The sequence below is a fragment of the Paracoccaceae bacterium Fryx2 genome (assembly GCA_032334235.1).
GTDB lineage: Bacteria > Pseudomonadota > Alphaproteobacteria > Rhodobacterales > Rhodobacteraceae > JAVSGI01.
Map to the genome: position 1 here is coordinate 806,347 of JAVSGI010000005.1, position 26,567 is coordinate 832,913.

The 26,567-nt window shown below is 66.4% G+C and carries 24 protein-coding genes, 2 pseudogenes and 1 other annotated feature; of the genes and pseudogenes, 14 read left to right on the forward strand and 12 right to left on the reverse strand.

The window, feature by feature from the left end:
* Window positions 1-63 precede the first annotated feature (63 nt).
* Window positions 64-168: pseudogene (locus RNZ50_13120) on the forward strand (IS5/IS1182 family transposase).
* A gap of 90 nt (window positions 169-258) precedes the next feature.
* Here RNZ50_13120 and istB read toward each other — a convergent pair.
* Both istB and istA (RNZ50_13130) read right to left on the reverse strand, forming a co-directional pair.
* Window positions 259-1,074 carry an IS21-like element helper ATPase IstB gene (istB, locus tag RNZ50_13125; protein ID MDT8855936.1) on the reverse strand — a complete coding sequence of 272 codons (816 nt, stop codon included), beginning with the start codon at window positions 1,072-1,074 and terminating at the stop codon, window positions 259-261.
* The gene (gene istA / locus RNZ50_13130) at window positions 1,071-2,327 is read right to left on the reverse strand and encodes an IS21 family transposase (protein MDT8855937.1); all 1,257 of its coding nucleotides are present in this window, start codon (window positions 2,325-2,327) and stop codon (window positions 1,071-1,073) included. The genes istB and istA (RNZ50_13130) overlap by 4 nt, the downstream gene beginning before the upstream one ends.
* A gap of 57 nt (window positions 2,328-2,384) precedes the next feature.
* On the opposite strand from istA (RNZ50_13130), the gene RNZ50_13135 reads away from it, so the two are divergent.
* A protein-coding gene (locus tag RNZ50_13135; GenBank protein MDT8855938.1) for an IS3 family transposase occupies window positions 2,385-3,628 on the forward strand; the annotation gives its coding sequence in 2 pieces (ribosomal slippage) (window positions 2,385-2,688 and window positions 2,688-3,628; 1,245 coding nt in all).
* Window positions 2,681-2,797 (forward strand) — a sequence feature (AL1L pseudoknot). It overlaps the preceding gene by 117 nt.
* Window positions 3,629-4,979: 1,351 nt before the next feature.
* Here RNZ50_13135 and RNZ50_13140 read toward each other — a convergent pair.
* Window positions 4,980-6,260: a DUF4010 domain-containing protein gene (locus tag RNZ50_13140; protein ID MDT8855939.1), complete on the reverse strand. Its 1,281-nt coding sequence runs from the start codon at window positions 6,258-6,260 to the stop codon at window positions 4,980-4,982.
* 619 nt (window positions 6,261-6,879) lie between these two features.
* Here RNZ50_13140 and RNZ50_13145 point away from each other — a divergent pair.
* On the forward strand, window positions 6,880-7,122 hold the full coding sequence (locus tag RNZ50_13145; protein ID MDT8855940.1) for a hypothetical protein: 243 nt from the start codon (window positions 6,880-6,882) through the stop codon (window positions 7,120-7,122).
* Window positions 7,123-7,842: 720 nt separating this feature from the next.
* On the opposite strand, the gene RNZ50_13150 is transcribed toward RNZ50_13145, so the two are convergent.
* Both RNZ50_13150 and RNZ50_13155 read right to left on the reverse strand, forming a co-directional pair.
* Entirely contained in the window at window positions 7,843-8,424 is a 582-nt protein-coding gene (locus RNZ50_13150) for a rhomboid family intramembrane serine protease (protein MDT8855941.1), read from the reverse strand.
* 211 nt (window positions 8,425-8,635) lie between these two features.
* Window positions 8,636-9,079, reverse strand: a complete 444-nt coding sequence (locus tag RNZ50_13155) for a hypothetical protein (protein ID MDT8855942.1) — start codon at window positions 9,077-9,079, stop codon at window positions 8,636-8,638.
* A 195-nt stretch (window positions 9,080-9,274) separates the two neighbouring features.
* Here RNZ50_13155 and istA (RNZ50_13160) point away from each other — a divergent pair.
* Window positions 9,275-10,021: pseudogene (istA, locus tag RNZ50_13160) on the forward strand (IS21 family transposase).
* A 39-nt stretch (window positions 10,022-10,060) separates the two neighbouring features.
* Here istA (RNZ50_13160) and RNZ50_13165 read toward each other — a convergent pair.
* Together RNZ50_13165 and RNZ50_13170 are read right to left on the reverse strand one after the other, a co-directional pair.
* Window positions 10,061-11,287, reverse strand: coding sequence for an IS256 family transposase (locus RNZ50_13165; protein MDT8855943.1), 1,227 nt, complete (start codon window positions 11,285-11,287; stop codon window positions 10,061-10,063).
* 70 nt (window positions 11,288-11,357) lie between these two features.
* Window positions 11,358-11,630: a PhzF family phenazine biosynthesis isomerase gene (locus RNZ50_13170; protein ID MDT8855944.1), complete on the reverse strand. Its 273-nt coding sequence runs from the start codon at window positions 11,628-11,630 to the stop codon at window positions 11,358-11,360.
* A 248-nt stretch (window positions 11,631-11,878) separates the two neighbouring features.
* Here RNZ50_13170 and RNZ50_13175 point away from each other — a divergent pair, with 248 nt between their 5' ends.
* Complete coding sequence (locus tag RNZ50_13175; protein ID MDT8855945.1) at window positions 11,879-13,666, forward strand: HWE histidine kinase domain-containing protein; 1,788 nt, start codon at window positions 11,879-11,881, stop codon at window positions 13,664-13,666.
* A 193-nt stretch (window positions 13,667-13,859) separates the two neighbouring features.
* Here the strand turns inward: RNZ50_13175 and RNZ50_13180 are convergent, their stop codons facing one another.
* The gene (locus RNZ50_13180; GenBank protein ID MDT8855946.1) at window positions 13,860-15,080 is read right to left on the reverse strand and encodes a PQQ-dependent sugar dehydrogenase; all 1,221 of its coding nucleotides are present in this window, start codon (window positions 15,078-15,080) and stop codon (window positions 13,860-13,862) included.
* 190 nt (window positions 15,081-15,270) lie between these two features.
* Between RNZ50_13180 and RNZ50_13185 the strand changes: the two genes are divergently transcribed.
* The 8 genes from RNZ50_13185 (at window position 15,271) to RNZ50_13220 (ending at window position 22,654) form a co-directional block, all read left to right on the forward strand.
* Window positions 15,271-15,519, forward strand: a complete 249-nt coding sequence (locus RNZ50_13185) for a hypothetical protein (protein MDT8855947.1) — start codon at window positions 15,271-15,273, stop codon at window positions 15,517-15,519.
* Window positions 15,520-15,873: 354 nt separating this feature from the next.
* On the forward strand, window positions 15,874-17,466 hold the full coding sequence (locus RNZ50_13190; GenBank protein MDT8855948.1) for an ABC transporter substrate-binding protein: 1,593 nt from the start codon (window positions 15,874-15,876) through the stop codon (window positions 17,464-17,466).
* A 4-nt stretch (window positions 17,467-17,470) separates the two neighbouring features.
* Entirely contained in the window at window positions 17,471-18,466 is a 996-nt protein-coding gene (locus RNZ50_13195) for an ABC transporter permease (protein MDT8855949.1), read from the forward strand.
* Entirely contained in the window at window positions 18,459-19,280 is an 822-nt protein-coding gene (locus tag RNZ50_13200; protein ID MDT8855950.1) for an ABC transporter permease, read from the forward strand. The genes RNZ50_13195 and RNZ50_13200 overlap by 8 nt, the downstream gene beginning before the upstream one ends.
* Window positions 19,277-20,053 (forward strand): ABC transporter ATP-binding protein, encoded by a 777-nt coding sequence (locus RNZ50_13205; GenBank protein MDT8855951.1) that lies wholly within the window; start codon window positions 19,277-19,279, stop codon window positions 20,051-20,053. Before RNZ50_13200 ends, RNZ50_13205 begins: the two co-directional genes overlap by 4 nt.
* Entirely contained in the window at window positions 20,046-20,819 is a 774-nt protein-coding gene (locus RNZ50_13210; GenBank protein MDT8855952.1) for an ATP-binding cassette domain-containing protein, read from the forward strand. Before RNZ50_13205 ends, RNZ50_13210 begins: the two co-directional genes overlap by 8 nt.
* 18 nt (window positions 20,820-20,837) lie before the next feature.
* On the forward strand, window positions 20,838-21,908 hold the full coding sequence (locus RNZ50_13215) for an aminotransferase class V-fold PLP-dependent enzyme (GenBank protein ID MDT8855953.1): 1,071 nt from the start codon (window positions 20,838-20,840) through the stop codon (window positions 21,906-21,908).
* Complete coding sequence (locus RNZ50_13220) at window positions 21,908-22,654, forward strand: HAD family hydrolase (protein MDT8855954.1); 747 nt, start codon at window positions 21,908-21,910, stop codon at window positions 22,652-22,654. Before RNZ50_13215 ends, RNZ50_13220 begins: the two co-directional genes overlap by 1 nt.
* A 102-nt stretch (window positions 22,655-22,756) precedes the next feature.
* On the opposite strand, the gene RNZ50_13225 is transcribed toward RNZ50_13220, so the two are convergent.
* A complete protein-coding gene (locus RNZ50_13225) occupies window positions 22,757-22,972 on the reverse strand; it encodes a hypothetical protein (protein ID MDT8855955.1) in 216 nt (71 codons plus the stop codon).
* A 146-nt stretch (window positions 22,973-23,118) separates the two neighbouring features.
* Between RNZ50_13225 and RNZ50_13230 the strand changes: the two genes are divergently transcribed.
* Entirely contained in the window at window positions 23,119-24,051 is a 933-nt protein-coding gene (locus RNZ50_13230; GenBank protein ID MDT8855956.1) for an IS5 family transposase, read from the forward strand.
* Between the two features lie 335 nt (window positions 24,052-24,386).
* On the opposite strand, the gene RNZ50_13235 is transcribed toward RNZ50_13230, so the two are convergent.
* The 3 genes from RNZ50_13235 to RNZ50_13245 form a co-directional block, all read right to left on the reverse strand.
* The gene (locus tag RNZ50_13235; GenBank protein ID MDT8855957.1) at window positions 24,387-24,971 is read right to left on the reverse strand and encodes an HNH endonuclease; all 585 of its coding nucleotides are present in this window, start codon (window positions 24,969-24,971) and stop codon (window positions 24,387-24,389) included.
* A gap of 194 nt (window positions 24,972-25,165) precedes the next feature.
* The gene (locus RNZ50_13240; GenBank protein ID MDT8855958.1) at window positions 25,166-25,828 is read right to left on the reverse strand and encodes a dienelactone hydrolase family protein; all 663 of its coding nucleotides are present in this window, start codon (window positions 25,826-25,828) and stop codon (window positions 25,166-25,168) included.
* On the reverse strand, window positions 25,825-26,454 hold the full coding sequence (locus RNZ50_13245; GenBank protein ID MDT8855959.1) for a DNA-3-methyladenine glycosylase 2 family protein: 630 nt from the start codon (window positions 26,452-26,454) through the stop codon (window positions 25,825-25,827). The genes RNZ50_13240 and RNZ50_13245 overlap by 4 nt, the downstream gene beginning before the upstream one ends.
* Window positions 26,455-26,567: the final 113 nt, after the last annotated feature.

Genomic DNA, 26,567 nt, shown 5'->3' on the forward strand with positions numbered 1-26,567 from the left:
AATGGCGCGAAACGCGTGCCCACGATCGCGCGAAATCAGCGCCCATTCTCCGCGAAATCCGCAAACAAGGCGATCAAGAACGGCGAGGTGCCGGAGGGCTGGGCCGACAAGCCCGCCATGCGGTCGCAGAAAGATACCAATGCGCGCTGGACCAAGAAGCACGGGAAAGTGTAGCGCGTCAACCAGCATGTCCGTGACCGTCAACCACGTTGGCCGGTTTTAGGCCGCTGGGTTGGCGTATCTGGAATTGTTTTTCGCTCAGCCTTCTCCTTTGTCCTTGTTGTCGGCGATGGTTGTCGTTGGCGGTCTGCTCAGCGCCTCTTTGTTGGAGGCGGCCGCGCGCTGGCGGAAGCTTTCGGCATTCATCTCCAGGATCGCTGCGTGATGAACCAGCCGGTCGATGGCGGCGACGGTCATCGCCTTGTCCGGGAAGATCTGGTCCCAGCCGCTGAAGGGCTGGTTGGCGGCGATGGCGATGCTGCGGCATTCGTAGCGCCGGGCGATCAGCTCGAAGAGCACGCCTGTCTCGGCCTGATCCTTGTGGGCGTAGGTGATGTCGTCGAGGATGATCAGGTCGAACTTGTCGAGCTTGGCGAGCGCGGCTTCGAGCACCAGATCGCGGCGGGCGGCCTGAAGTCGCTGCACCAGATCGCTGGTGCGGGTATAGAACACGCGGTGTCCCCGCTCGATCAGGGCATGGCCTATCGCGCAGAGAATGTGCGTTTTGCCCGTGCCGGAATTGCCGATGGCGATCAGATTGCCGCCACCCTCCAGCCAGTCGCCGGCCGCCAAGGCCTCGATCCGGGCGCGCGGCAGGGTTGGCAGCGCCTTGAAGTCGAAGGTCGCCAGCGTCTTGCCAGCCGGTAGCTGTGCCTCGTTCATGTGGCGCTGAATGCGGCGCATGTCGCGCTCGGCCAGTTCGTATTCCGCGAGGACAGCCAGAAAGCGGGCAGCGGGCCAGCCTTCGGTGTCGGCACGGGTGGCGATGTCGGCCCAAAGCTTGTGGAAGCTGGGCAGGCGCAGCGCGGTCAGCATGCCTGGCAGCGTGTGGATGTCGATCTCGCGGGAGGTCATGCGCAGGCTCCCAGAAGGGCATCGAAGCTGTCGAGCGAGGGATGGGCGACGGCAACATCTCTCGGCAGCGCCGTTTGCCGCGGGTTCAGGCAGGATGCCAGAGGTCCGGGATCGGGCACCCGGCCCGCGTCCAATTCTGCTGCCAGCAGATGTGCCAGTTCCGCCTCGCAGGCCCGGTCGTGGGCGATGAACAGCAGGTCGACCATGCGGCGGCAGGCGTCGCGGCGGGGCAGATCGCGCTGCAGCACCTTCCAGGCCTCAGCGTATTCGGTTCGCGGGAACAGGCTGTCGCGGTAGATCGAACTCCACAGGGCTTGCGGTTTGCGCCGCAGCGCATGGATGACGTGATGGTAGTTGATGACATGCACGCGATGGCCATCGCCGCGACCTCGCGCCCTTGTATGGCTGACGACCAGGGTGCTGCCGAGAAAGGCCTCAAGGCGATCGTCGTAAAGGTGGACCCGCAAGCGCTGCCCGATCAGCTGCGACGGGGCGCTGTAGAAGATGCTCTTGACCAGAAAGCCGCTGGTGCGGGTGACCGGAACCACGGTCTCTGTAAAGTCGGTGGTGCGCCGGCGCGGCAGGGGCTTCAGATGCGCCCGTTCCACCTGCGTGGCCGCCGCCCGCTGCCGGTTGCGCCGTGCCACCAGAATGTCGATGAAGCGGCGGTAGTCCTCGATGCTGGCGAAGTCGCGGCTGCCGCGCAGGATCAGCGCCTGTTCGATGGCCTTCTTCAGGTGCCGGTTCTGGGACTCCACCGCGCCGTTCTCATGAGCTTCCCCGCGGTTGTTGCGACTGGCCTCCATGCCGTAATGGCCGACGAAGGCATTGTAGCGCGTGGTGATATCCTGGCGCTGGTCAGCCGTCAGGTTGCGGAAAGCGGCCGAGAGGCTGTCGGTGCGATGCTCCTGTGGTGCCCCGCCGAGCGACCAGAGCGCCTGCTGCAGGTTCTCGGCCAGGGCCGTGAAGCTCTCCCCGCCCAGGACCACCCCGACATGCTCCCACCGGCTGTAGACCATGACGAAGTGGTAGAGCAGATGCGGGAATAGCTGGCCCGCGATCGTCACCTCCAGCTCCTCGGCATGGGTGAAGTCCGACTGGGCCATGAAGCCAGGCTCCGGCGTCTGGCGGAAGATGATGTCGCGCTCGGGTCCGTTCAGCGCCCGCCACTGCCGCACCCGCCGTTCCAGGGTGCGCCGGATGCGGTCATCGGGGAAGGCCAGCGGGTGCAGGCCCTGAAGGTGGCGCAGCAGGGTGACTGAACCGCCCCGGGTTTACCGGAGGGCAAAACTCTCGGAGAATTGCCCGTTATGGAACAGACCTCAAAGAAGAAGACCTCGAAGCCGTATTCACCTGAGTTCCGCGAGCGTGCGGTGCGGCTGGCGATGGAACACCGCGATGATTATCAGAGCGAGGCTGCGGCGCTGACGGCGATTGCAGGTAAATTGGGCTGTTCGACGGACAGCCTTCGCGTCTGGATGCGACAGGTCCAGCGCGATGGTGGCGAACGGCCGGGACCTACCAGCGCTGAGATCGCGCGGATCAAAGAGCTTGAGCGCGAGAACCGGGAACTGCGGCAAGCGAACGAGATTCTGCGCAAAGCTTCAGCGTATTTTGCCCAGGCGGAGCTCGACCGCCCGTTTCGCAAATGACTGCTTTCATTGAGGAAAGCCGAGAGGCATTCGGGGTCGAGCCGATCTGCAGGGCACTGCAGTTTGCCCCTTCCACCTTTTATGACCGGCGGGCGATCATGCGTGATCCTGACCGGGCCTCGGCCCGGGCCAAATCGGATGCCGCCCTGAGCCTCAAGATCGACGCGGCCTGGGATGCCAACCGCAAGCTCTATGGCGCGCGGAAGATCTGGCATGTTTTGCGACGGCAGGGTGAAGACGCCGCCCGCTGCACCGTGGAACGATTGATGCGCCATCTGGGCATCAGGGGCGTGGTCCGTGGCAAGAAGGTCATCACGACCAATCCTGACACGTCTCTGCCTTGCCCGGACGACAAGGTGAACCGGCTGTTCATGGCGGATCGGCCGAACAAGCTGTGGGTTTCAGATTTCACCTATGTGCCCACATGGTCCGGCACCGTCTACGTGGCCTTCGTCATCGACGTCTTTGCACGTCGTATTGTCGGTTGGCGCGTCTCGACATCGATGAAGACCCAGTTTGTGCTCGACGCGCTGGAGCAAGCGATCTGGCAAAGAAAGACGCCGGATAACAAGAGCTTGGTCCACCATTCGGACCGCGGATCACAATACCTGTCGATCAAATACACCGAACGCCTGGCCAAGGCCGAGATCGACCTTTCCGTTGGAACAGTTGGCGATGCCTATGACAACGCCTTGGCTGAATGCGTCATCGGCCTGTTCAAGACAGAGGTCATCAACCAGATCGGCCCCTGGAAATCAATGCGCGAGGTCGAATGGGAAACGCTGAAATGGATCGATTGGTATAACAACCGCCGCCTGCTTGGCCCAATCGGATACATCCCACCCGCAGAAGCAGAGGAGGCGTTCTATGCAAACCTGAACTCACTCGATATGGTCGCGTAGTCATTGAACAAACCACCCTCCGGTAAACCCGGGGCGGTTCAGAGAGGCTGTCGGTGCGATGCTCCTGTGGTGCCCCGCCGAGCGACCAGAGCGCCTGCTGCAGGTTCTCGGCCAGGGCCGTGAAGCTCTCCCCGCCCAGGACCACCCCGACATGCTCCCACCGGCTGTAGACCATGACGAAGTGGTAGAGCAGATGCGGGAATAGCTGGCCCGCGATCGTCACCTCCAGCTCCTCGGCATGGGTGAAGTCCGACTGGGCCATGCGGCCCGGCTCCGGCGTCTGGCGGAAGATGATGTCGCGCTCGGGCCCGTTCAGCGCCCGCCACTGCCGCACCCGCCGTTCCAGGGTGCGCCGGATGCGGTCGTCGGGGAAGGCCAGCGGGTGCAGGCCCTGAAGGTGGCGCAGCAGGGTGACGGCCTGCAAAGTGCTGTCCCTCTCCAGCAAAGGAAGGATGTCGCCCTCCCAATAACCCTCGAGGGGATCGGCCACCGTGCGCCCGTGAACAATCTTGCGGTTCGAGGGCAGCGTCGGATTGGCATCGAACCGTCGGGCCGTGCGCTCACTGAACCCGGCGCGGGCGGCCGACGTGCGCTGACTGTGATATCGGAGGTCGGACATGTATAATCTCAATTGCTGGTCGGTGATGGGTTTGTAGGCCAACCCGGATCCTCCGTTTGACGGCAGAGGAACCCGGCTTACCAACCCGCAGCGACCAGCACCTTCCCCGAAATCACTCAAGCCGGTGGGGCTGCCCTCCAGACGGGCATGCCCGTCTTCCGTTCAGCCCCACCGGCCAAGGTGGTTGTCGGCACCGGCCAAGATGGTTGTCGCTGAACATGCGCAAGGTCGACGGCTGGGAGACGCTTTCCCAGCCCCTCGACCCGATACCTCTTGACGCAGCCGCCTGAGAAACCGAACCTTCACATGCCCGGACCACACCGCCAGGGAATTTCCACAGCATTCGCGACACGACCCAAAGCGCTGGGCCTGTTGCTGGCAGCAATCACCATCGCGTTCGCGGCCTGCTCGAACCAGTGGCGCAGGACCGCTCACTCCTGCTGAACCTCCGCCACACGGGTGAACGCGCCGGTGGGCTGGCAGAGCACTTTTCGACATCGGAGAGAACCCATGAAATCCAACGCCAGATGCTTGAGGCCGTCAGCCGCTGCCCTGCCAATCGCGATGCCCTGCCTGACCGGCGGCCCGATGGCCGGTTCTGAAAGCTTGGGACGTGTCTGTCCGCCCTTGGTGGTCTTGCGACCGATCAGGCATTTGACACCAAAGAGATGGGCGCGGTTCCGGAGGGCACTTTGGTCGTACGTATGCCCTGCATTATGGGGTTTTGTCGGCTCAAGGCAAAACCAAAAACTGTGGAAGCCCGACCTTGGCATACCAAAGCGCACCCGCCACTGCGAGACCGGTCATCAGAAGTCCGGCGCCGACCAGCCAAGGATAACTTGCTGTTCCCATCCGAAATGCAAGGAAGATCCGGATCACGGTATTGACCATGATGGCGACGGCCATGGGAAGCACGGCTTCGGGGCTTGTCATCTGACCCGCGCCCACCAATGACGCCAGCGCGACTGCAGCCGAGCTCGTGCTGACGGCTCCGGCAATCGCAACCGTGATGATCACGCCGCTCGCGCCGAACATATCGTTCACGAAGGCGGAAATCACCAGGACCGCAGTCACGACCACAGCAAAGGCCACGGCGCTTCTGATGCTGAAGATCTGGGAAGGCAACTCGACGCCGGCCTGCTCGCCGCCTTGACGCAACCCGATATAGGTCAGCACACCTCCATAGATCGCGGCGACTATGATCGGCAGCGCGAGGATCGGTACGGTTGCGGCAAACAGCATTGGACTGAGAAACAGCAGGATCACCCCGGTTTGCAGGAGCGACGAGATCGACGAAAGGGTCGCCCCTGCGGCGGCCGCAAGTGCTTGCGCCGGGATTTCCTTCGCCTTGGTGGCCATGGCCGAGACGACGGCAGTTGATGACACGAATCCGGAAAGCAATCCGCCAAGGGGCAGACCGAGTCGCGCCCCGAGAACGCGCGTGGAGATGTGACTGCCGGCACCGATGGCCATCACGAGCAGGACCATGAGGAACAGACGCTGAGGATTGATTGCTTCACCGGGTCCGATACCCTGGTCGGGCAGGACGGGCAGGATCACCAGGGTTGCCACCCCAAGGATCAACCCGTCACGCAATTCTACTGCAGTCAGAATCGATCGACTGAAGTCGTGCAGGACCGACCGCGCGAACAGAAGCGCGGCCACGAGCACCGCAGCAGCGGCGGCAAGCATCGTGTTGTCTGCCGCCAGCCCGCCGAGGATGACCACGATCAGCAGCGCGAAACTTGTGGTCAGCCCGGACTGGGCTTTCGGCGCGGTAAATTGCGCCAAAGCCCAAAGCCCCCCGACAAGGCCAAGTGCTACGGCAAGCAGCGGCCAGCCACCCGCGATCTGGCACAGCGCGCCAAGCAACGCTGCCAGTGCAAAGGTCCGTACACCGGCCGTGGCAGCAGCACCCTGCTTCTGGGCGTTGCGCTCCCGCTCGATGCCGATCAAAATGCCGATGCCGAGAGCCTCAAGGAGTACGTAGATTTGGGCTGGGTCCAGGGTCATCGCAAAGCGCCTCCAGCCACACCTCCGCTTAGCAGCGGCGTGATCACGCAACGGGTTGTCGCGAATTGCGCGTAACCTCGGGCCTAGACTTGGTCAAGCCCACTCGGCGGGTACCAGACATGGGCCGCGGGCAATCTCGAAGATCGGCGACAATCTGAACGCATTCGAGGATTTGGTTCTCGATCGCTGCTACTTTCGTCTGACGACGATCCGGCCTGAGCCGGTCAGGGCTGGCTGGCGCGGCCTGAGGTGGACCGCGATCACCGAGGCCAGTGTCAGCGGGGCAACGAACCAGATCATCGCAAAGGTGAATGTCGCCAGCTAGGATTAAGCAAGTCCCTAAGAAGACGTAACAGGCCAGGAATACCGCCCCCTGCCCGCGCGCAATCTCGCGGCCGGTCAAAAAGATCGGCGCCACCTGCATCTGCTGCCAACCCGCCCACCCACGCGCACCGATGTGGCTTGGACCGGAACCTCTGTGCTAATGGATCTGCGAGCGCATCAATTCGGCAATCGTGCGGTGCGGTCGACGATTTTCCGTTAGCAGAAATTGTAAAATACGGGTGCAGTCTCCATCTTCCTAAGGTGGGTATGTCCACGCCTAGGGGGAATTGGCACGATGGCACTTGCGGACGGAAATGGGAAATGGATCCTCGGTGGCGGCGTGCTTGCAGCGGCGGTCGCCGGGGGATGGCTGCTGTTCGGCAATGCTGGTGAAGGCGAAAGTACTGAGGACGATGAAGAAACGTCTGTCCCCGAAGTCCAGCCGTCAGTTGGCGCTGACGACGAAGATGGCGACAGCGAAGATGACGCCGAGACAGAAGACGAAAACGAAGCGGGTGAGGCGCCTGAATCCAACTGATCATGCGACGCGAAGTCTGAGTTGCTGGGGCAGATCTGGTAAGCTCTGCGGGCAGAAAGTGTGCCTCATATGACAGGGGCGGGCCAGAGCTGGGCTCCGGCGCGCAACAGGTGCCATCCGCTTGCGCATGTCTGCAATCTGGGCCCTCCGTCTTGTCAGGGCGCTGAGAACGAGGAGGTTCTCCTTCGGCAACCTGCGTCCAGCCTCTGGCCGGAAATGCATGGACCGGGCGATAAGGTCAGCATCAATCCGCTTTGTCTTCGCTTGTGTGCCGCACGAGAGAGCTTAGGCCTTGATCTGTGCCGGCGGGAAGTTGCGTCGCGTCCACGCCCGCGGCGAGCGTGGCCAAGAGCAAGCATTCCTGACCGCCCTTCGCCTCAAACCCAACCTTCACCAGCCCTCGCGCTCTCCCGGGCCGCAGCTATCAGCTGTTCATGGCCCTCGGATGAGGCCGCCAATCTGAACCTCTGCTCGTCGGCAAAGCCAAACCCGTCCTGCCACTCGCAGAACACATCCATCCCGACCAAAGTCGTTGCTGCATTCGTCGCCATCGCACGCAAGCTCGCCGCCATCGCAAACGCCATCCTCAAATCTGGTATCCCTTGGCAAGCAGAGCCGACTACTGTGCCACAATTGCTAGGCGTTCCGTCGGCTTTGAGGACTGCCACAGTGCAGCTCTTGCCACCGCTTGACCATCCGCTCCGGGCCGGGTGAGGTGCGTCATTCCAGATTGACGTCGCCGAGGCGCGGAGCATGGACGTGTGTTTGCACAAGGAAGGCAGCGGCTACGCCCGCGATAGCTCCGAACAGATGAGCCTCCCAGGAGACTCCCGGTTGACCCGGCAGAACACCCCAGAGAATGGAACCATACAGGACACCGACCAGCAGTGCCGCGCCCAGCGTGATCGGCGAGCGATCCACCAGGCCGCGCGCCACAAGGAAGCCGAACCAGCCGAAGACCAGCCCTGACGCACCGATATGGATGGCGGAGCTTCCGAACAGCCAGACAAGGCCGCCGCCGAGGCCAATCACCACGGCGTTTACAGACAGCAAGGCCCGTGTGGTCGTGGCCACAAGCAACCCACCCATCACCAACAGCGGCGGCGTATTGGCCATCAGATGCGCGAAGTTTCCGTGCAGGAGGGGCATTGCGATGACGCCGTCCAACCCGCTGACGTGCCGGGGGATAAGGCCGAAGGCGGGGTTGAAGCCGTAACCGATGATCCAATTGACGGCGTGGACCGCCCAGAGCAGTGCGACAAAGGCTGCAAGCGCCGTGGCGCGCCGAAAGAATGCGCGCATGTGATCCCGATTTCTCATGTCGGCAAAGTATACGTCTTCACAGCGTCTTCAACGGCTTTCGCGCGCAGCACGGCAGGCCGTCTCTGCGAACGAGGATCGCGGGGGCCTACCTACTCCTTCACGGCTCAAGCTGAACGAATTGCTGCTTCCGGATAGTTGCGATGTGGCATCCGAGTCTGTTCTCTATGACGGCTTCGGGCCGAAAGCGTCATCACTGTCCATTCGGCGTCACGTCCCTCATCTCCTTCTGCAGCAGCAGAGCCACTTGGTCGGAGGTGAACTTGAACCCCTGTCCGTCCGGGATGCGTTCGGCCGAAACCGGATACTTCGGCCTGCGAGGGTCGATGCCGACAATCCGGAAGGTCTCGCGACCAGTGCTGAACTGGCGGCCGTAATCGGTGGCAGACAATCCGAATGCCTCGGCAAGCGCCTCAAAGCGTAGCCTTTCGGGGTCGAGAGCAGTGCCATCTGGGAGCGGGATCGACACGCGGAAGGCGGCATCGAAGCCCCATCGCAGGTCCATGCTCGTCATGTCTTTTGCCTCGACCACGAGACCGTGGCGGGAAGCGATGTCCTGGCAGGCCTTCAGCATGTCAATGTGCAGGCGCTGGCAAAGCACCGGGGTCAGGTTTCGCGGGGATTTGGTATTCGACATGGCAGGATCGGAACTAGGGGTTTCCACCAAGTGCTACAACATAAGGAGGTGCCGATCAAACCCTAGCGCGCACGCCAAGTCGGGTGTGTTTCGGCGTGCAATTTTGACCCCTCAGGCGGGGTGATCGGCGTGCAATTTTGACCCCCCTGCTGATCTGTCAGACCGTTCGTTGCGGGGCAGCGGACGGAGGGGGAGTTGAAGCGGGTGGATACGATCGCGCGGGTCCGGCAGGCCTTTCATATTCAGGGTTGGTCGATGAAGAAGATCGCCCGGGATCTGCATCTGTCGCGCAATACCGTGCGCAAGATCCTGCGGTCGGGTGAGACGGACTTCACCTATGAGCGGGAGCGACAGCCGATGCCGCGGATCGGGCCTTGGCAGGGTCAGCTGGAGCAGTTCCTGTCGGCCAATGCGGGCAAGCCATCGCGCGAACGGCTGACGCTGATCCGGATCTTCGAGGAATTGCGCGGGTTCGGATACGAGGGCGGCTATGACGCTGTGCGCCGGTTCGCCAAAGCCTGGGCGCAGAACCGGGGGGCGGCGACGGCCGAGGCCTATGTGCCGCTCTACTATGCGCCGGGGGAGGCCTATCAATTCGATTGGAGCCACGAGGTCATCCTGATCTCGGGCGTGACGGTCACCGTGAAGGTGGCCCATGTCCGGCTGTGCCACAGCCGGAGGATGTTCGTGCGGGCCTACATGCGCGAGAGCCAGGAGATGGTTTTTGACGCGCATGACCGGGCGTTCGCCTTCTTCAGGGGCACCTGCACGGGAGGCATCTACGACAACATGAAGACGGCTGTGGAGGCGGTCTTCACCGGGAAGGACCGGCACTACAACCGCCGCTTTCTGCAGATGTGCAGCCATTACCTTGTCCAACCTGTCGCCTGCACACCCGCCTCAGGCTGGGAGAAGGGCCAGGTCGCGAATGCTGTGGACATTCCCTGGCGGCTCACTCCGGGCATGTGAAGGTTCGGTTTCTCAGGCGGCTGCGTCAAGAGGTATCGGGTCGAGGGGCTGGGAAAGCGTCTCCCAGCCGTCGACCTTGCGCATCTGGATCTGCCCGGATGCCAGCAGCGCCCAGAGCAGCATCGGCACGGTCTCGGCGCAGGGCAGTGCGGTCTGGGTCTTGACGCGGCGACGGAACTCCTCGTTCAGTCGCTCGATGGCGTTGGTGGTTCGCGCCGACTTCCATTGCGAGGGATCGAGGCGGGTGAAGCTGAAGAGCCGGTCCCCTGCTTCCTCGAGGCTGTCGGCAACGGCCTTGCACTTGAGCTGCCACTTGCGCAGGAATGCCTTGCGGCGGGTCTCGATCCCGGCGGCGGTGTCGGCGTAGATCATGTCGCGGTAGTCCTCGGTCAGCTCGTCATGGAGGAGCTTCGGTGCATGGGCCAGCAGGTTTCGGTGCTTGTGAACCGTGCAGCGCTGGATCGGCAGAGCCTCGCCCCACAGCGCGACCAGAGCGGCTTCAAGCCCGGGAGCGCCGTCAACAATGACGAATTCGGGCCGCTTCAGCCCGCGGGCATCAAGGTCGTCGAGGAACTGGCGCCAGGCGGAGGTGCTCTCTCCACCCATGTTCTTGATGGATAACAATACCTTCTGCCCGTCGCGGCGCACCCCGATCGCCGCCAGCACCGAGATGTTGGTGGCCTTGCGGTCCAGCCGGGTCCGGATCACGGTGCCGTCGAGGATCAGCCGGACGATGTCCTCTTCGGCGAGGCTGCGGGCCGACCAGGCATCCCAGTCCACCTTCACCTTGCGCCAGGCCCGGCTGACCACATCCTTGCTGACGGCGCCCTCGAACAGCCCGAACAGCGCCCGCTTGACGCGCCGGGTGTTGGTCCCTGCAAGATAGACCGCCGCGATCAGCGCCTCGGCCTTCTTCGTCAGCCGCTGGTAGCGCGGCAGCGCCTTCGAGCGCCATTCCTTAGCCTTGCCGTCCTCGTCCTCGACCCGGGCGCGGGGCACGCGCACCGTTTCGGTGCCGAAGGTGCCGGTCAGCTGCCGCTCGCGGTGCCCGTGGCGATAGCCCTTCGCCTTCTCGTCGCCGCGACCGTAGCGCATGCGGCCGAGAAACTCGGCCAGTTCCTCTTCAAACATGGTCTCGATGGTCGCGCGGACGCTTGCCCGCAGGCGCTCCTCGATCGGGTCATACCCGGTCGTGTCGGGCAGTAGCGAAAAGGCCGAGCTGTCGGTAATGTCGTTCATGGCGTGATCTCCCTGGCGGTTGGCGCCGCCGGCTGGGTGGGTTTCAGTTCACCCGGAGATTACGCCGCCTTCAAATTTCCACCACTCCCGCGACACCACCGCCCAGCGTCGGATGCCCGGCAAAGCCAAGCTCGCGCGTCGGCGTGAAGATCCTGATCCGGTAATCCGCATCGGGGTGGGTCGGCGGCAAGAGGAACGTCGTTTCGGACAGGTTGGTCCAGGCCGCGAAATCCTGCATCGTCGGGTCGCCAAGCCCCTGGCCGTCAAGCACGACCGCCAGACCGTTTCCCTTCATGGCCACCTCGGTGAAGACATCGCATTGAAGAAAACGCCGTTCCCGCATCGTCGTTTCCCTTTCATGCCCCATCCTGCCCCGACCGCCCGTAGCACGGCGCGCCGCGTGCCGGAAGCCCGGGCTCCGGCCGATGCAAGGTGCGGGGTCCGGCCGCCGGGGCGGGCCGTCCTGCTTTGCTTGCTTGACGTTGGCACCGGTTTGCCCAATCGTTGCGCCACCGCACTCAAGAACCGGATCTGGGCAAATCCCGACAATCGCTGCCGCTGCCTGACTGCAAGCACCCGGTGCAGGTCGAAATGCCGAACTTGACATTGACCCAGCGATTGTTCCTTGTGACGGCCGTGGCGATCATGCCGACGGTGGCCATTCTGGCGTTCAATCTCGTGACCTTGCGCCACGACGCCGAACAGCGCCTGGGCGAGGATGCCGTGGCGACCGCCCAGATCGCCACGCTGGAAATGCGTCGCATCGTCAGTGGCGTGGAAAGCACGCTGCAGGCCATAGCCAACGCGCCGGTGGTGCGGGATGCCGATGCCGAGGGGTGCGGCGACTATCTTGCGCGGGTCACGGCGGCGCTGCCGCGCATGGCAAGCATTGCCGTCGCCGATGCCACGGGGCAGGTTCGGTGCCTGTCCTCCTCCGCCCGGCCGATGCCGAGCATTGCCGACCGCGACTATTTCAGAAAGGTCCGCGCGAAGTCGGTTCCGGCGGTGGGAACCTATGTGATCGGCCGCGTTTCGGGCGTCGCGGCCCTGCCGATCGCCATGCCGCTTGACCCTGACACCAAGTGGGCAGGCGGCGTGATCCTGGCAGAGCTTGATCTGGCCTGGCTGGGGCAGCGCATCAAGGAACGCAGCATGGCCAGCGGCAATGCGCTGACCATCGCAGACCGGAACGGGAGGATCATCGCGCGCGAACCCCTGCCGGAAACCTTTGTCGGCACGACCATTCCGGCGGCGTATCTGCACCTGGTCAGCGCCCCGGCGCCGGGCACCGAAATCGTGGTCAGCCAGGACGGAACCCGGCGGATGATCGGGTATTTCCCGGCCTCGGCCGCGACCGATTTCCTCTACATCAGCGCCGGGCTGGCAACCGGGCGGATTCATGCCGCCACGACGCGGCTGACCCTGATCGGGGCGGCGGTCGGGCTGGTGGGGATCCTTTCGGCCTTCGCGCTGGCGCATGTCACCAGCGACTACTTCGTGCGCCGTCCTTTCCGCCAGCTGATTGCGACCATCGAAGCCTGGCAGCGGGACGAGACCGACCGGCGCACCCACATGGGAACGGACATGGCGGAATTCGGCAGCGCGGGCCGAGCGCTGGACGGGTTCATGGATCAACTCGTCGCGGCCCGCCAGGCGCGGCGGGATGCGGAACGGCAACGGGAACTGCTGGTGAAAGAGCTTGACCACCGCGTCAAGAACATCGTGGCGACCGTGCAGGCGATCGCGCGCCAGACCTTCCGCGGCAAGGGACAGGATCAGGCCGTGCGCGCCTTCACCGACCGGCTGGATTCGATGGGGGCCGCGCACAAGCTGCTTCTGGACGACGTTTGGCAGGCAGCGCCGATCAGGATGCTGGTCGCCGCCGCCATCAAGCCGTTCGACGACAAGCCGTTCGTTGACAGCGCGGGCGATGCCGGGGCGGGTGAAGACCCCGACGCGCGGCGGTTCGTGGTGGCGGGTCCGGATATCGAGGTCGGCGCCAAGGCGGCAATGACGCTGTCGATGGCGCTGCATGAGCTGTGCACCAACGCCGCCAAATATGGCGCGCTGAGCGTGCCCGGCGGCAGGGTGGACATTGCGTGGCAGGTCGGCTCTGACGGCACCGAGCGCACCTTCCACCTGACCTGGACGGAACGGGGTGGCCCCACGGTGGAAAAGCCGGGCGAGCGCGGCTTCGGGTCGGTCATGATCGAACAGGTGCTGGCCCAGCAGATCGGGGGCGAGGTGACGATGGACTTCCGCCCGGCCGGCCTCGTCTGCCACATCAGGGCGCCGCTGCACAATGTCGGCACCGCCCCGGCCGGACCTGATCCGGACAGGCCGATGCCCGCGGCGCGGCCCACGGCTGCTGCCTCCTGACAGCTGCCCCGCTGGCCCCGCGCGGCGCTGATCCACGCCTGCGCCGACGAGGACTCGCCTGTGCCTGCCTGCGACTGCGCCGACCACGACGCGCCTTCGCCTGCCAGGAAACGACCCGCGGGCATCGCCGCGGCGCGGCGCCGATGCCCGCAGGTCAGTTGCCGTCCGTCGGCACGCGGTGGCGTCCAGACTGTCACTCGGCCTTCGTCAGTCGCCGGATGCCGGAAGACCCGCCGCGGGTCTCGGTGACCAGATAGACCGCACCATCGGGCCCGACCTTCACATCGCGAACCCGCGCATCGACCGGCACGCGTTCCTCGAAGGCAACCCGGTCGTTTTCCAGATGCACCACGACCAGAGCCTGCGACGCGAGGCCACCGATCAGGAAGGCGTCCTGCCATTCGGGGAACTCTTCGCCCTGATAGAGCGCCATCCCCGAGGGGGCGATCACCGGATCCCAGTAATACACCGGCTGTTCGGTTTCCCGCGTCGCGGTCACGCCGTCACCGATCGGCCGGCCGATGTAGGCAACGCCGTAGGTCACCTCCGGCCAGCCGTAGTTCAGGCCCGCTTCGGGGCGGTTGAGCTCGTCGCCCCCGCGCGGGCCATGCTCGACCGTCCAGAGCCTGCCCTGCCCGTCCAGCGCCGCCGACTGCATGTTGCGGTGCCCGTAGCTCCAGATTTCCGGCAGGGCGCCGGGCTTATCGGCAAAGGGGTTGCCGGGCAGGGCCGCCCCCGACTGATCTATGCGGAAAACCTTGCCGAGGCCGCTGGAAAGCTCTTGTGCCTGTGCGCGCACCGCCGCGTCAGAGCGTTCGCCCACCGTCACGAACAGTTCTCCCTCCGGGCCGAACACCAGGCGCGAGCCATAGTGCTTGTCGCCGTCGTAGGTCGGCGTCTGCCGGAAGATCACGGCGGTCCCGTCAAGCCTGCCGCCGCCCTGCGCGTCAAGCACCAGCCGCGCCGAGGCGACCGATGTGCCGTTGCCACCCTCGCGCGGTTCTGAAAAGGAAAAGAAGATCCTGCCCGACGCGGCGAAATCCGGCGCCAGTGCCACGTCGAGCAGACCGCCCTGCCCGCGGGAATCGACCTCGGGCACCCCCGCGATCGCGGGGCCGACGGCACCATCCGGGGTGACGACATGCATGGCACCCTGCTTGGCCGTCACCAGCATCCGCCCGTCCGGCAGGAACTCCAGCGCCCAAAGATGCGGCAGGTCGGCCGCGATGACTTCGGATGCCACCTTCGGCATGGTTTCGGGTTGCGGCGCGCGGGTCTGGTCGGCGGACTGCGGCCGCTGGTCGGCACCATGCGGCGGGGCGGTTTCGATCGGCGCCGTCTGGGCATGGGCCGCAAGGGCCATCGCGGCCGCCGAAAGAAGGGTAGCTGCCGTCAGGAGGAGTGTCTGCTTCATGTCGAATTCCTTGTCAATTGGCACGCCGCCGTCGGGGCCGGGTTGCAGTCCGGTCGGCCGCGCCGCCGGGCGCCGACCCTCCGGCATCGCGACAGGCTGCCAACGCGGCGGAAGGGACGATGTTCCCCGCCGGGGGAACATTCGGGCCGCGCAGGCGGTTACACGACTGCCATCACAGCGGAGAGAACGCATGTCAGCACCCAACACCAACCTCGACAAGCAGAAGCGCCGACACCGGGGGCCGCTGATCGGCATGGCGGCGGTCGTCCTGTTCGGCGTCGGGATCATCGCCTACTGGCTTACGGAAGAGTCGGCCGACGGGCAATCGCCCGCTGACGCCCCTGCCGCCCATACCGATCCGGAAACGCAGCCTGACCCTGCCACGCAGACCGCGCCCGCGCAACAACCGGGCGATGCGCCGGCAAGGCCCTCACCCTGATGTGAACGGGCGCGTTCGGATCTTGCTGACACGCGCCGCCCACGCGCCCTGCAAGGCTGCCTGCCGGGGCACACCGGCCAATACCCCGGGCGCGCGCACCCGCGACGGGCATGGATGGGGCACGGATGGGGTTGCCGCGAATCTTCCGGCAGCCCAATCGGCGCGGCGCCGACGCCCGACCGGTGAAATCTGCCAAAAACCGTGGGTTGCCAGCAGGAAGCCAGTCGCGCCCCACGCCTTGCGGAGAAAATACGATCTTTTCGGTCGCGTTTTTATCACGCGCTGTTGAGCGGCCCCGCAAGAAGTGCAAGGATTGCACCATCAGCCATCGTGCATCCGCGAGAAGGTTTTGCCATGATCGACCACATCTCCCGTCGTCTTCTGCTGGGTTCGGCCGCCGGCCTGTTGGCCGTCTCTGCCCTGCCGCATGTCACCTACGCGCAGGCGGGGGGCAAGCGGCTGATCGTCGCCGCCGACAGCGAGCCGCGCCAGCTCAACCCCGCCATCGTCGCATCGAACGGGGTGTTCTTCATCGCGTCCAAGGTGATCGAGCCGCTGGCCGAGGCCGGATACGACGGGCTGACGCCGCTGCTTGCCACCGGCTGGCAAGGGTCGGACGACGGGCTGTCGATCACCTTCACCCTGCGGGAAGGGGTGACATGGCATGACGGCACGCCGTTCACTTCGGCCGATGTCGCATTTTCGGCGCTGGAGGTCTGGAAGCCCCTGCAGAACATCGGGCGCGAGGTGTTCGCCAACCTCGACACCGTCGAAACCCCCGATCCGCTGACCGCCGTCTTCCGGTTTTCCAGGCCGACTCCGCTGCAACTGATCGAGAACGCGCTGCCGGTGGTGTCGTCGGTCCTGCCACGCCATCTTTACGCGGGCACCGACATCCGGGAAAACCCGGCAAATGCCCGTCTGGTCGGCACCGGGCCCTTCACCTTTGCCGAGCACAAGCCCGGCGAATACTACCTGCTGAAGAAGAACCCCGCCTACTGGAACAGGGACCAGCCGCTGGTCGACGAGATCCTCTACCGCGTCCTGGCCGACCGTGCCGCCGCGGCAAGCTCGCTAGAGGCGGGCGAGGTGCAGCTTGCCGCCTTCTCGGCGGTGCCGCTCGTCGATCTGGCGCGCATCGGCGCGGTCGAGGGGCTGGAGGTGGTGACCAAAGGCTACGAGGCGCTGACCTATCAGTTGATCGTCGAGATCAACCACCGCAACGACTACCTGAAGAACCTGAAGGTGCGTCAGGCCATCGCCCATGCCATCGACCGCCGCTTCGTGCTTGACGCGGTGTTCCTCGGCTACGCCGCCGAGGCGACCGGGCCGGTGCCTGCCACCGCGACGGCCTTCCACACGCCGGATGTCACGCTTTACGGGTTCGATGTCGAAAAGGCCAATGCCCTGCTGGACGAGGCGGGTTTTCCGCGCGGCGCGGATGGCACGCGTTTCGGGCTGACCCTGCTGCCCGCGCCCTACTTCAACGAGACAAGGCAGTTCGGCGACTATCTGCGGCAGGCGCTGGCCGCCGTGGGCATCGACGCGAAGATCGTCTCGAACGACAGCGCGGCCCACCAGAAGGCCGTCTACACCGATCACGCCTTCGACCTGGCCATCGCGCCCACCGTGTTCCGCGGCGATCCGGCGATCTCGACGACGATCCTCGTGCGGTCGGGCATTCCGGCGGGGGTCGGCTTCTCGAACCAGGGCGGCTATGCCAACCCCGCGATCGACGCGCTGATCGACGAGGCGCTGGTGACGCTCGACCCGGCAAGGCGCGTGGCGCTTTACCATGACTTCCAGAAGAAGGTGACCGAGGACCTGCCGCTGATCAACGTGGCCGACTGGACCTTCACCTCGGTCGCGTCGGACCGGCTGGAGAACATCGCCGCCAATCCGCGCTGGGCGGTGTCGAACTGGGCCGATCTGGGGCTGGCCGACTGAGCCCGTGCCCCGCCTGTTCCGCCTGATCCTGCGGCGGCTGATCGGCAGCATTCCGGTGCTGCTGATCGTGCTTGTGGGCACGTTCTTCCTGCTGAACGCGGCCTCGGGCGACGCGGTGGATGCCTATCTCGGCTCGATCGGCGGCGGCGATGCGGCGCTGGCGGAAAGCCTGCGGCGGGACTACGGGCTCGACGGCTCGCCGCTGGCCCGGCTGTGGTTCTATCTGGTCCGGCTGGCGCAGGGCGACATGGGCTGGTCGGTCGCATTGAACCGCCCGATCGGCGCGCTGATCGTGGAACGGCTGCCGGCGACGCTTTGGCTGATGGGCAGCGCCACGGCGGTTTCGTTCCTTGCCGGTTCGGCGCTTGGCGTGGTGGCGGGGCGCAGGCCGGGGTCGCTGGCGGACCGGCTGCTGTCAACCGGATCGCTGGCGCTCTATTCGGTGCCAAGCTTCTGGTTCGGCCTCGTGCTCGCGGTGGTCTTTGCCGTGCAGTTGCGCTGGTTCCCGGTGTCGGGGCTGGAAACGCTGGCCTCGGGCAAGACCGGCCTTGCCCGGGCGCGCGACGTGGCCTGGCATCTGGCGCTGCCGGTGGCGGCGCTGGGAATGATCTATCTCGCGCTGTTCCTGCGGATGATGCGCGCGGGCATGGCCGAGGCCTGGCGCCGCGACTTCACGCTGGCCGCCCGGGCGCGCGGCCTGTCGGACAGGCGGATCACGCTGAACCATGTGGCGCGCAATGCGCTGCTGCCGCTGGTGACGATGCTGGGGCTTCAGGCGGCGGGGATGCTGGGCGGCAGCGTGGTGATCGAAAGCATCTTCGCCATTCCCGGCTTCGGCAGGCTTGCGCAAGAGGCGGTGGCCGGGCGCGACGCGCCGCTGCTGATGGGCATCATCCTGACCAGCGCGGGCGTGGTGGTGGCGGCCAATCTCGGCGTCGATCTGGTCTATGGCCTGCTCGACCCGCGCGTGGGCTCGGGCGCGGGGGGCGGGAATGATTGACCGCTTCCTGAGACGGCCCGAAGGTGTGGTCGGGCTGATCCTGCTGCTGGCGCTGGTCGCGGCGGCGCTGGCGGCGCCGTGGCTGTTCCCCGGCGACCCGCAGGCCATCGCGGGCCGGCCGATGATCGCGCCCTTCACCGACCCGGCCTTTCCCCTCGGCACCGACCGGCTGGGGCGCAACCTGCTGGCCGGCCTGTTCCACGGCGCGCGCACCTCGCTGCTGGTCGGCGGGGCGGCGGCGCTGGCGGCAATTCTGATCGGCATCGTCGTGGGCACGCTGGCGGGCTTTGCCGGCGGGCTGGCGGACGAGGCGCTGATGCGGGTGGTCGATGCGTTTCAGGTGGTGCCGGGGTTCCTGCTGGCGCTGGCGTTCGTCAGCGTCACCGGCCCCTCGCTGGGGGTGGTGATCCTGGCCATCGCGCTGGGGGCATGGACCGGCCCCGCCCGTCTGGTCCGGGCCGAGGTGCTGTCGCTGCGCGAGCAGGAATTCGTGGCCGCCGCCCGCGTGCTGGGAATGCATCCGCTGGAAATCGCCTTCAGGGAAATCATGCCGCTGGCCCTGCCCCCGGTTCTGGCGCTGACCGCGGTGATCGTGGCGGGCGCGGTGCTGACCGAATCCGCCCTGTCCTTTCTGGGCCTCGGCGATCCCAACGCCGTGACATGGGGCGGGATGATCGCCGAGGGGCGCAACCAGTTGCGCTCTGCCGCCTGGCTTTCGATCATCCCCGGCATCGCGCTGGTGCTGACCGTGCTGGGCACCTATCTGTTCGGCGAGGCGCTGGTCGAGACCCTGCAGCGGCGGGGGAAGGCATGACCCTGGCGCTGATCGAGGGCCTGACCGTCACCTACCCCCGCGCCGCAGCCCCCGCGCTGTGCGATGTGTCGCTGACCATCGCGGCGGGCGAGCGGCTGGCACTGATCGGTGAATCCGGGTCGGGGAAAAGCACGCTTGCGCGCGCGCTTGCGGGGCTGCTGCCGCCCGGCACCCGCAGCGCGGGGCGCATCCTCTGGCCCGGCGGCCGGCCTGCGGCGGGGCGCGACTACGGCTATGTCTTCCAGGACCCGGGGTCGAGCCTGAACCCGGTGCTGTCGATCGGCACCCACCTGTCCGAGGTCATCCGGACCCACCTGCGCCTGCCCCGCAGGGCGGCGCGGGACCGGGCGCTGGCGCTGCTCGACCGCGTGCAGATTCCGCATCCCGCCGAGGCGCTGCGCGGCTTTCCGCACCAGTTTTCCGGCGGCCAGCGCCAGCGCATCGCCATCGCGCTGGCCATTGCCGCGGGCCCCCGCCTGCTGATCGCGGACGAGGCGACCAGCGCGCTGGACATGCTGGTGCAGGCCGAGGTGGTGGCGCTGCTTGACGGGCTGGTGCGCGAGATGGGCATGACGCTGGTCTTCATCACCCACGACATGGCGCTGGCCTCGCAAATGGCCGACCGCATCGCCGTGCTGCACGAGGCGCGGCTGCAGGAGGTCGGCCCGGCGCGGCAGGTGATCGACGCCCCCCGCGCGGCCTATACCCGGCACCTTCTGGCACAGCACATCGACCTTGCATCACCGCGCCTGATCGGGGGCAGCGGTGACTGAGGCGCTGCTGACGGTCACCGCCCTGCGCAAGGCCTATCCCGGCCGCCGCGCCGTGACGGCGCTGGACGACGTGTCGTTCAGCCTCGCCCCGCGCGAGACGCTGGGCCTTGTCGGCCCCTCGGGCAGCGGCAAGTCCACGCTGGCAAGGGTGATCGCCCGGCTGATCGCACCCGATGCGGGCCAGATCCGCTTTGACGGCGAGGATTGGCTGGCGCTGCGCGGGTCGGCCTTGCGCCACCGCCGCGCCCGGTTGCAGATGGTGTTCCAGGACCCGCTGGCCGCCTTCAACCCGCGCGCCACGGTCGGCGGTGCCATCTGCGATGCGCTGCGCATCCATGCCATCGCGCCGCGCGCCGAATGGGCCGACCGCACGGCGGCGCTGCTGGGGCGCGTCGGCCTGACGCCCGATCTGGCGCGTCGCGGCATTGCCGAGATTTCCGGCGGCCAGCGCCAGCGCGTCGCCATCGCCCGCGCCATCGCCACCAACCCCCGGCTGATCATTCTCGACGAGGCGGTGTCGGCGCTGGATGCCTCGGTGCGGGGCCGGGTGCTGGACCTGCTGGCGGGGCTGCAGCACAGCCAGGGCTTTGCCTTCATCTTCGTCTCGCATGATCTGGCGGTGGTGCGCGCCATTTCCCATCGCATCGCGGTGATGGCGCATGGCCGCATCGTCGAGACCGGCCCGACCGAAACCCTGATCACCGATCCGCAGACCGACCTGACCCGCGCGCTGATCGCGGCGGTGCCGCGCCTTCATCCGCTCTGACCCCCAGCGAGGACAAACATGACCTGGACCCCCCTGCCGCTTGCCCCCGCCTTTCCGCCCGCGGGCTTTGCCCCGCTTGCCGACCGCATTGCGGCGCTGCTGGGCACGCAGGGCGACGTGCTGCTGATCCAGGGCGAGGCGGTGGTGGCGCTGGAGGCCGCCGCCACCAGCCTCGGCCGCCCGGGCCTGCGCGCCCTGAACATCGTGACCAGCCTTTACGGCGCCTGGTTCGGTGCCTGGCTGCGCAGGCAGGGGGCCGAGGTGACCGACCTGCGCGCCGACCCCGGCCTGCCGGTCACGGTGGCGGCGGTGGACCGGGCGCTGGATGCGGGCCGCTACGACCTGCTGGCCGTCGTTCACGCCGAATCCGCGAGCGGCATCCTGAACCCACTGGCCGGGATTGCCGCGCTCGCCCGTGCCCATGGTGCGCTGGTCGTGGCGGATGCGGTGGCCTCGGTCGGCGGGCACCCGCTGGAGGTGGATGCCCTGGGGCTGGACGTGACGGTGATCGGGCCGCAGAAATCGCTGGGCGGGCAGGCCGGGGTATCGGCCATCGCCCTGTCGCCGCGGGCCTGGGAGGCCGTTGCCCCGCAGGGCGAGGCGCCCTCGATCCTGTCGCTGGCCGATCAGCGCGCGCTCTGGCTCGCACCCGGGCGCGGCGCCCTGCCGGGCACGCCCTCGGCGCTGGAATTCCATGCGCTGCAGGCGACGCTGGACCGGGTGGAGGCCGAGGGCCTGCCCGCCCTCATCGCGCGCCATGAAGGCGCCGCCCGCGCGGCCCGCGCCGGGGTGAAGGCGCTGCTGGGCCGCGAATGGGTGCCGCCCGCGCAGGCATCGAACCTGGTGACTGCGGCCCCCCTGCCCGAGGGGCTGTCGGCCGCGCAGGTGCTGGCCGCCCTGCCGCCCGAAAGCACCATCGGGGCAGGCGTCGGGCCGGGGGGCGACCGGCTGCTGCGGCTGAACCACACCGGCCCCCGCGCCCGGCTCGACACCGTGCTGGGCGATCTCGCCGCCCTTGGCGCCGCCCTGCGGCACCTGGGCGTGCAGGCGGATGTCGGCGCGGCACTGTCGCGTGCGGTGTCGGCCTGATGCCGGCCCTGCTCCGCCCGCAGGCCGTCCTGTTCGACCTCGACGACACGCTGATCACCGCCTATCGCACGCCGCAGCGCACCTGGCGCGCGATCATCGCCGAACATGCCGAAGCCCTGGGCGAACATGACACCCGCTGGGTGACCGCCGAGGTGATCGACCGCGTGCTGGCCTTCCTGTCGGACGAGGAGGGCCGCAAGCTCTGGCGGCTGGAGGGCGACACCACCCGTCGCCGCGTGGTGCGCACCGCCTTTCACCGGCTGAACCTTGCCCGCCCGACCAGTACCGCGCCGCTGCATGGCGCGGATGCCGACCGCATCGCTGACCGCTTCGAGACCTATCTGGAGGAAACCATCACCCTGAAGGACGACGCGCACCTCGTGCTTGACCGGCTGCGCCACGCCGGGCTGGCGCTGGGGCTGCTGACCAACGGGCAAAGCGGACGGCAACGCGCCAAGCTGGCGCGCTTCGGCCTCGCGCGCCATTTCGACGCGATCCAGATCGAGGAGGAGGCCGGTTTCGGCAAGCCCGAGCCACTGGCCTACCTGACCCTGCTGGCCACGCTGGCGGCCCCGCCGGATCGGGCCTGGATGGTGGGCGACGATCTGCTGTGGGACATCGAGGCGCCCGCGGCCCTGGGCCTGACGACCGTGCTGCTGGACGAAAGCGGCACGGCCGCGCAGACCGCGCCCGCCCACGCCGTCATCACCCGGCTGGCCGACCTGCCGGACCTGCTGTCGCCCTGAGACCACCTGTAGAGTCACCCATAAAAAGCACAATTTTGGACCTTAAGTAGCTGATTTCGTTGTGGTCGCGTTCTGCCAAACCAGATGGGTGACGCATCGAATTCACAAAATGACATCATCGGATTCACCAAAACCGCTATTTTCGCCAGATATCACGGTATTATTGCCAAAAACAGCGGCGATAGGTGCGTATTTCCCATTATTCGATGGCACTGATGGCGGCATGCCCTGTGAGGCGAGGAACGCCGCCACATCACCGCGCCGATAGATCCGAGCGCCGAGGGACGAGGCATCTATTGCAGGCATGATGCCGGCCATCTTCAGCTCTCGCTGGACGGACGTGGAGTGCCGTCCCACTTGGCGCGAGATCAACGCAAGCGTGATGTATTCTGCCAGAAAACGGCTCTGTTGCACAAATCCCGTGAGGGATTCATCTTGTGAATCCAGCGTGGTAGCTGGACGGCATGAGCAGACCCATACCCCCCGCCTACAAGACCAGGAACTGGCCCGCCTATAACGAAGCGCTGAAGCGCCGCGGCTCGCTGACGATCTGGTTTGATACCGCCATGATCTGGGAGGCTGCGCCGACAGGTAAGCGCGGCCGACAGCCTGACTATAGCGATGCCGCGATCCAGACCTGCCTGACCATCAAGGTGTTGTTTGGCATGGCGCTCAGACAGACGACTGGCTTCGTCGAAAGCCTGCTGGGGCTCATCGATTTGGATTGGGCTGTGCCCAATTTCAGCACGCTGAGCCGTCGCCAGAAGACCCTGAAGGTCAACATCCCCCACCGCGGCTCGCAAGGCCCGCTGCATCTTCTGATCGATAGCACCGGGATCAAGGTTGAAGGCGAAGGTGAATGGAATGCGCGCAAGCACGGCGGCACCAAACGTCGGGTCTGGCGCAAGATTCACATCGGGATAGACGAGAAAACACTGGAAATCCGCGCAGCCGAGTTCACCACCAGCGATGTCGGTGACGCGCCGATGCTGCCCGAACTGCTCGACCAGATCCCGCCCGATCAGGAGATCGCCAGCGTCACCGCTGATGGCGCCTTCGACACACGCAAGTGTCACGACGCCATCGCCGCCCGCGGTGCGGCCGCCATCATTCCGCCCCGCAAGAACGCCAAGCCATGGAAGCCCGACACCCCCGGGGCAATCGCCCGCAACGAAGCCCTACGCGCGTCGAAACGCTTCGGCCGAACCATCTGGCGACGATGGAGCGGTTATCACCGCCGAAGCCGCGTCGAGACGAAGATGCACTGCGTCAAATTGCTGGGTCAGCGCCTCATGGCGCGGGACTTTGACCGTCAGGTCGCCGAGTTTCAGGTCCGTGTAGCCGTGCTGAACGGCTTCACGGCGCTCGGTATACCCGTCACTGAAGCCGTGGGATGAGTCTGTCCAGGGAAAGGGGAGATCTGTCTGTCACCCGATTTGTGCAACAGAGCCTTGTGAACGCAGAATATCCACTTTCCGCCCTCAAGAAATGTTCTGCAACAGCGTCCTCGAAATCTACGAACGAGCAAGTCCTGCAGCTCATTTCTTGGCGTCCATACAATGCTGCTGCAGAACGGATTTCGCTCCAGACGCCCCGGAAAGCGTGAGCACCTCTCCACCTTCCGACCCCTTACAAATAAGGCGCTGTTAATCCGATGCATCATTTCTGACATCAGAACCGCCGTTTTGGCGCCTATTATGGTCACCTCTACAACCACCGCTGCGGTTGCGGCTCAGGCCTCCAGTTCGGCGTCCCAATACAGATAGTCCAGCCAGCTTTCGTGCAGGTGGTTCGGCGGGAAGCGGCGGCCGTGCATCTGCATCTCCTCGGGCGAGGGCTGGCGCGGCGGGCGCTTCAGGCGCATTCCGGCCTGGCGCAGGCTTTTCGACCCCTTGCGCAGGTTGCACGGCGAACAGGCCGCCACCACGTTGTCCCACGCGGTGATGCCGCCCCGCACCCGCGGCACCACGTGGTCGAAGGTCAGATCGCCCTTGGCACCGCAATACTGGCAGCAGAACTCGTCGCGCAGGAACAGGTTGAACCGGGTGAAGGCCACCCGCTTCTGCGGCTGCACGAAATCCTTCAGCACCACGACCGACGGGATGCGAATCTCGGACCGCTGGCTGCGCACCACCTGATCGTATTCCGCCACGATGGTGACACGGTGCAGGAACACCGCCTTGATCGCCTCCTGCCACGGCCAGAGCGACAGCGGGTAATAGGACAGCGGGCGGTAGTCGGCATTCAGCACCAGTGCCGGATACTGCTTCAGGGCTGCGGGTTCCCGCACGAAGGTTGTCCTGAATTCGCCATCCATCATTCAGATTGCTCCTTCCCCGCCCCGCCGCCCACTGGCACCGGGGACGGGGAGACCCGCCCCGGCAAATCGACTATATCTGGCGTTTTGCGCCTGACAAGCCCCGCAATCTCGCGTTCTACCCTGCGGCAAGGGCTAACGCGGTCAGATCACAAAGACATGACGGATCGCGGGCGTTCCGTCGCTTGCCTGCGTCAGTGCGCCAGTCTTTCGCGCAGGAAGGCCAGCGCCACCGACAGCCCGTCGGGAGCGATGCCGTGCCCGGTGCCTTCCATCACGTGGCCGAAGGTCTCGAACCCCGCCGCAACCAGCGCGTCACCGGCCAGCCCCATGTCGGCAAAGGGCACCACCGGATCGGCGTCGCCGTGGATCAGCAGCACCGGCGGCTTCACCCGCGCTTCGGGGGCCAGCCGGTCGGGCGCCAGCAACCGGCCCGAGAATGCCACCACCCCCGCCATCGCCCTGGCCCGGCGGGGTGCCACATGCAGGCTGATCATCGAGCCTTGCGAAAACCCGACCAGCGCCAGCCGGTCGTCGGCCAGACCCGCCTCGGCCAGCCGCGCATCCAGAAAGGCATCCAGATCGCCGGCCGCCGCGGCCAGCCCCGCCGCCGCCGCCGCCTCGGACGACCCGTCGATCCACGGAATCGGAAACCACTGCCGCCCGAAGCCGCCCCCGGCACAGCGTTCCGGCGCGTCGGGCGACAGGAACAGCGTGTCGGGCAGGTGCCGCGCCAGCGGGTCGGCCAGCCCCAGCAGGTCGGCCCCGTCCGCGCCATAGCCATGCACGAACACCACCAGCGAGCGCGTCCTGCCCGATGCCGCCGCCCGCCGCCCGTATTCCAGTTCCCGCGTCACCTGATGCCCTCGCGCTGTCTTGCCACCCGGTAATAGGCCCAGAGCAGCCGCGCCGCAACCGCCCGCCACGGCGACCACGCCTCGGCCATCTCGCGCAGCACACGCTCCGACGGGCGGGCTTCCAACGCGAACAACACCCGCGCCGCCTCCTGCAGGGCCAGATCGCCGGGGGCAAAGACATCGGCGCGGCCCAGCGAGAACATGGCATAGATCTCGGCCGTCCAGCGCCCGATGCCGGGCAGCGCCACCAGATGCGCCACCACCGCCGCATCCGGCATCACCCGCAGGGCGGCATAGTCCACGCCGGCCCCGGCCAGCGCCTGCGCATAGCGGATCTTCTGGCGCGACAGCCCGCAGGCGCGCAGGGCCTCGTCGCCCGCCGCCGCCACCGCCGCGGCCTCGGTCAGCCCCGCCGCCTCCAGCCGCCGCCAGATCGCCGCCGCCGCCGCGACCGAAACCTGCTGCCCGACGATCGCATCCAGCAGCGCGGCAAACCCGTCCGCGCGCCGCCGCAGCGGCAACGGCCCGGTCAGCGCCAGCGCCCGTGCGAACTGCGGCTCGCGAAGGGCCAGCCAGGCCGCCCCTTCCGCCACGCAGCCGCCACCGCTGATGATCCGTCCGACCAGGGCACGCCCTCCACTTCTGTGCGCGACGATACCCCCGCCTGCCCCCTTGTCCACCCTTCCCGTTTCATCTTTGCCCAAATATCCCCGCCGGAGGCACCCGCCCGCATCGCTGC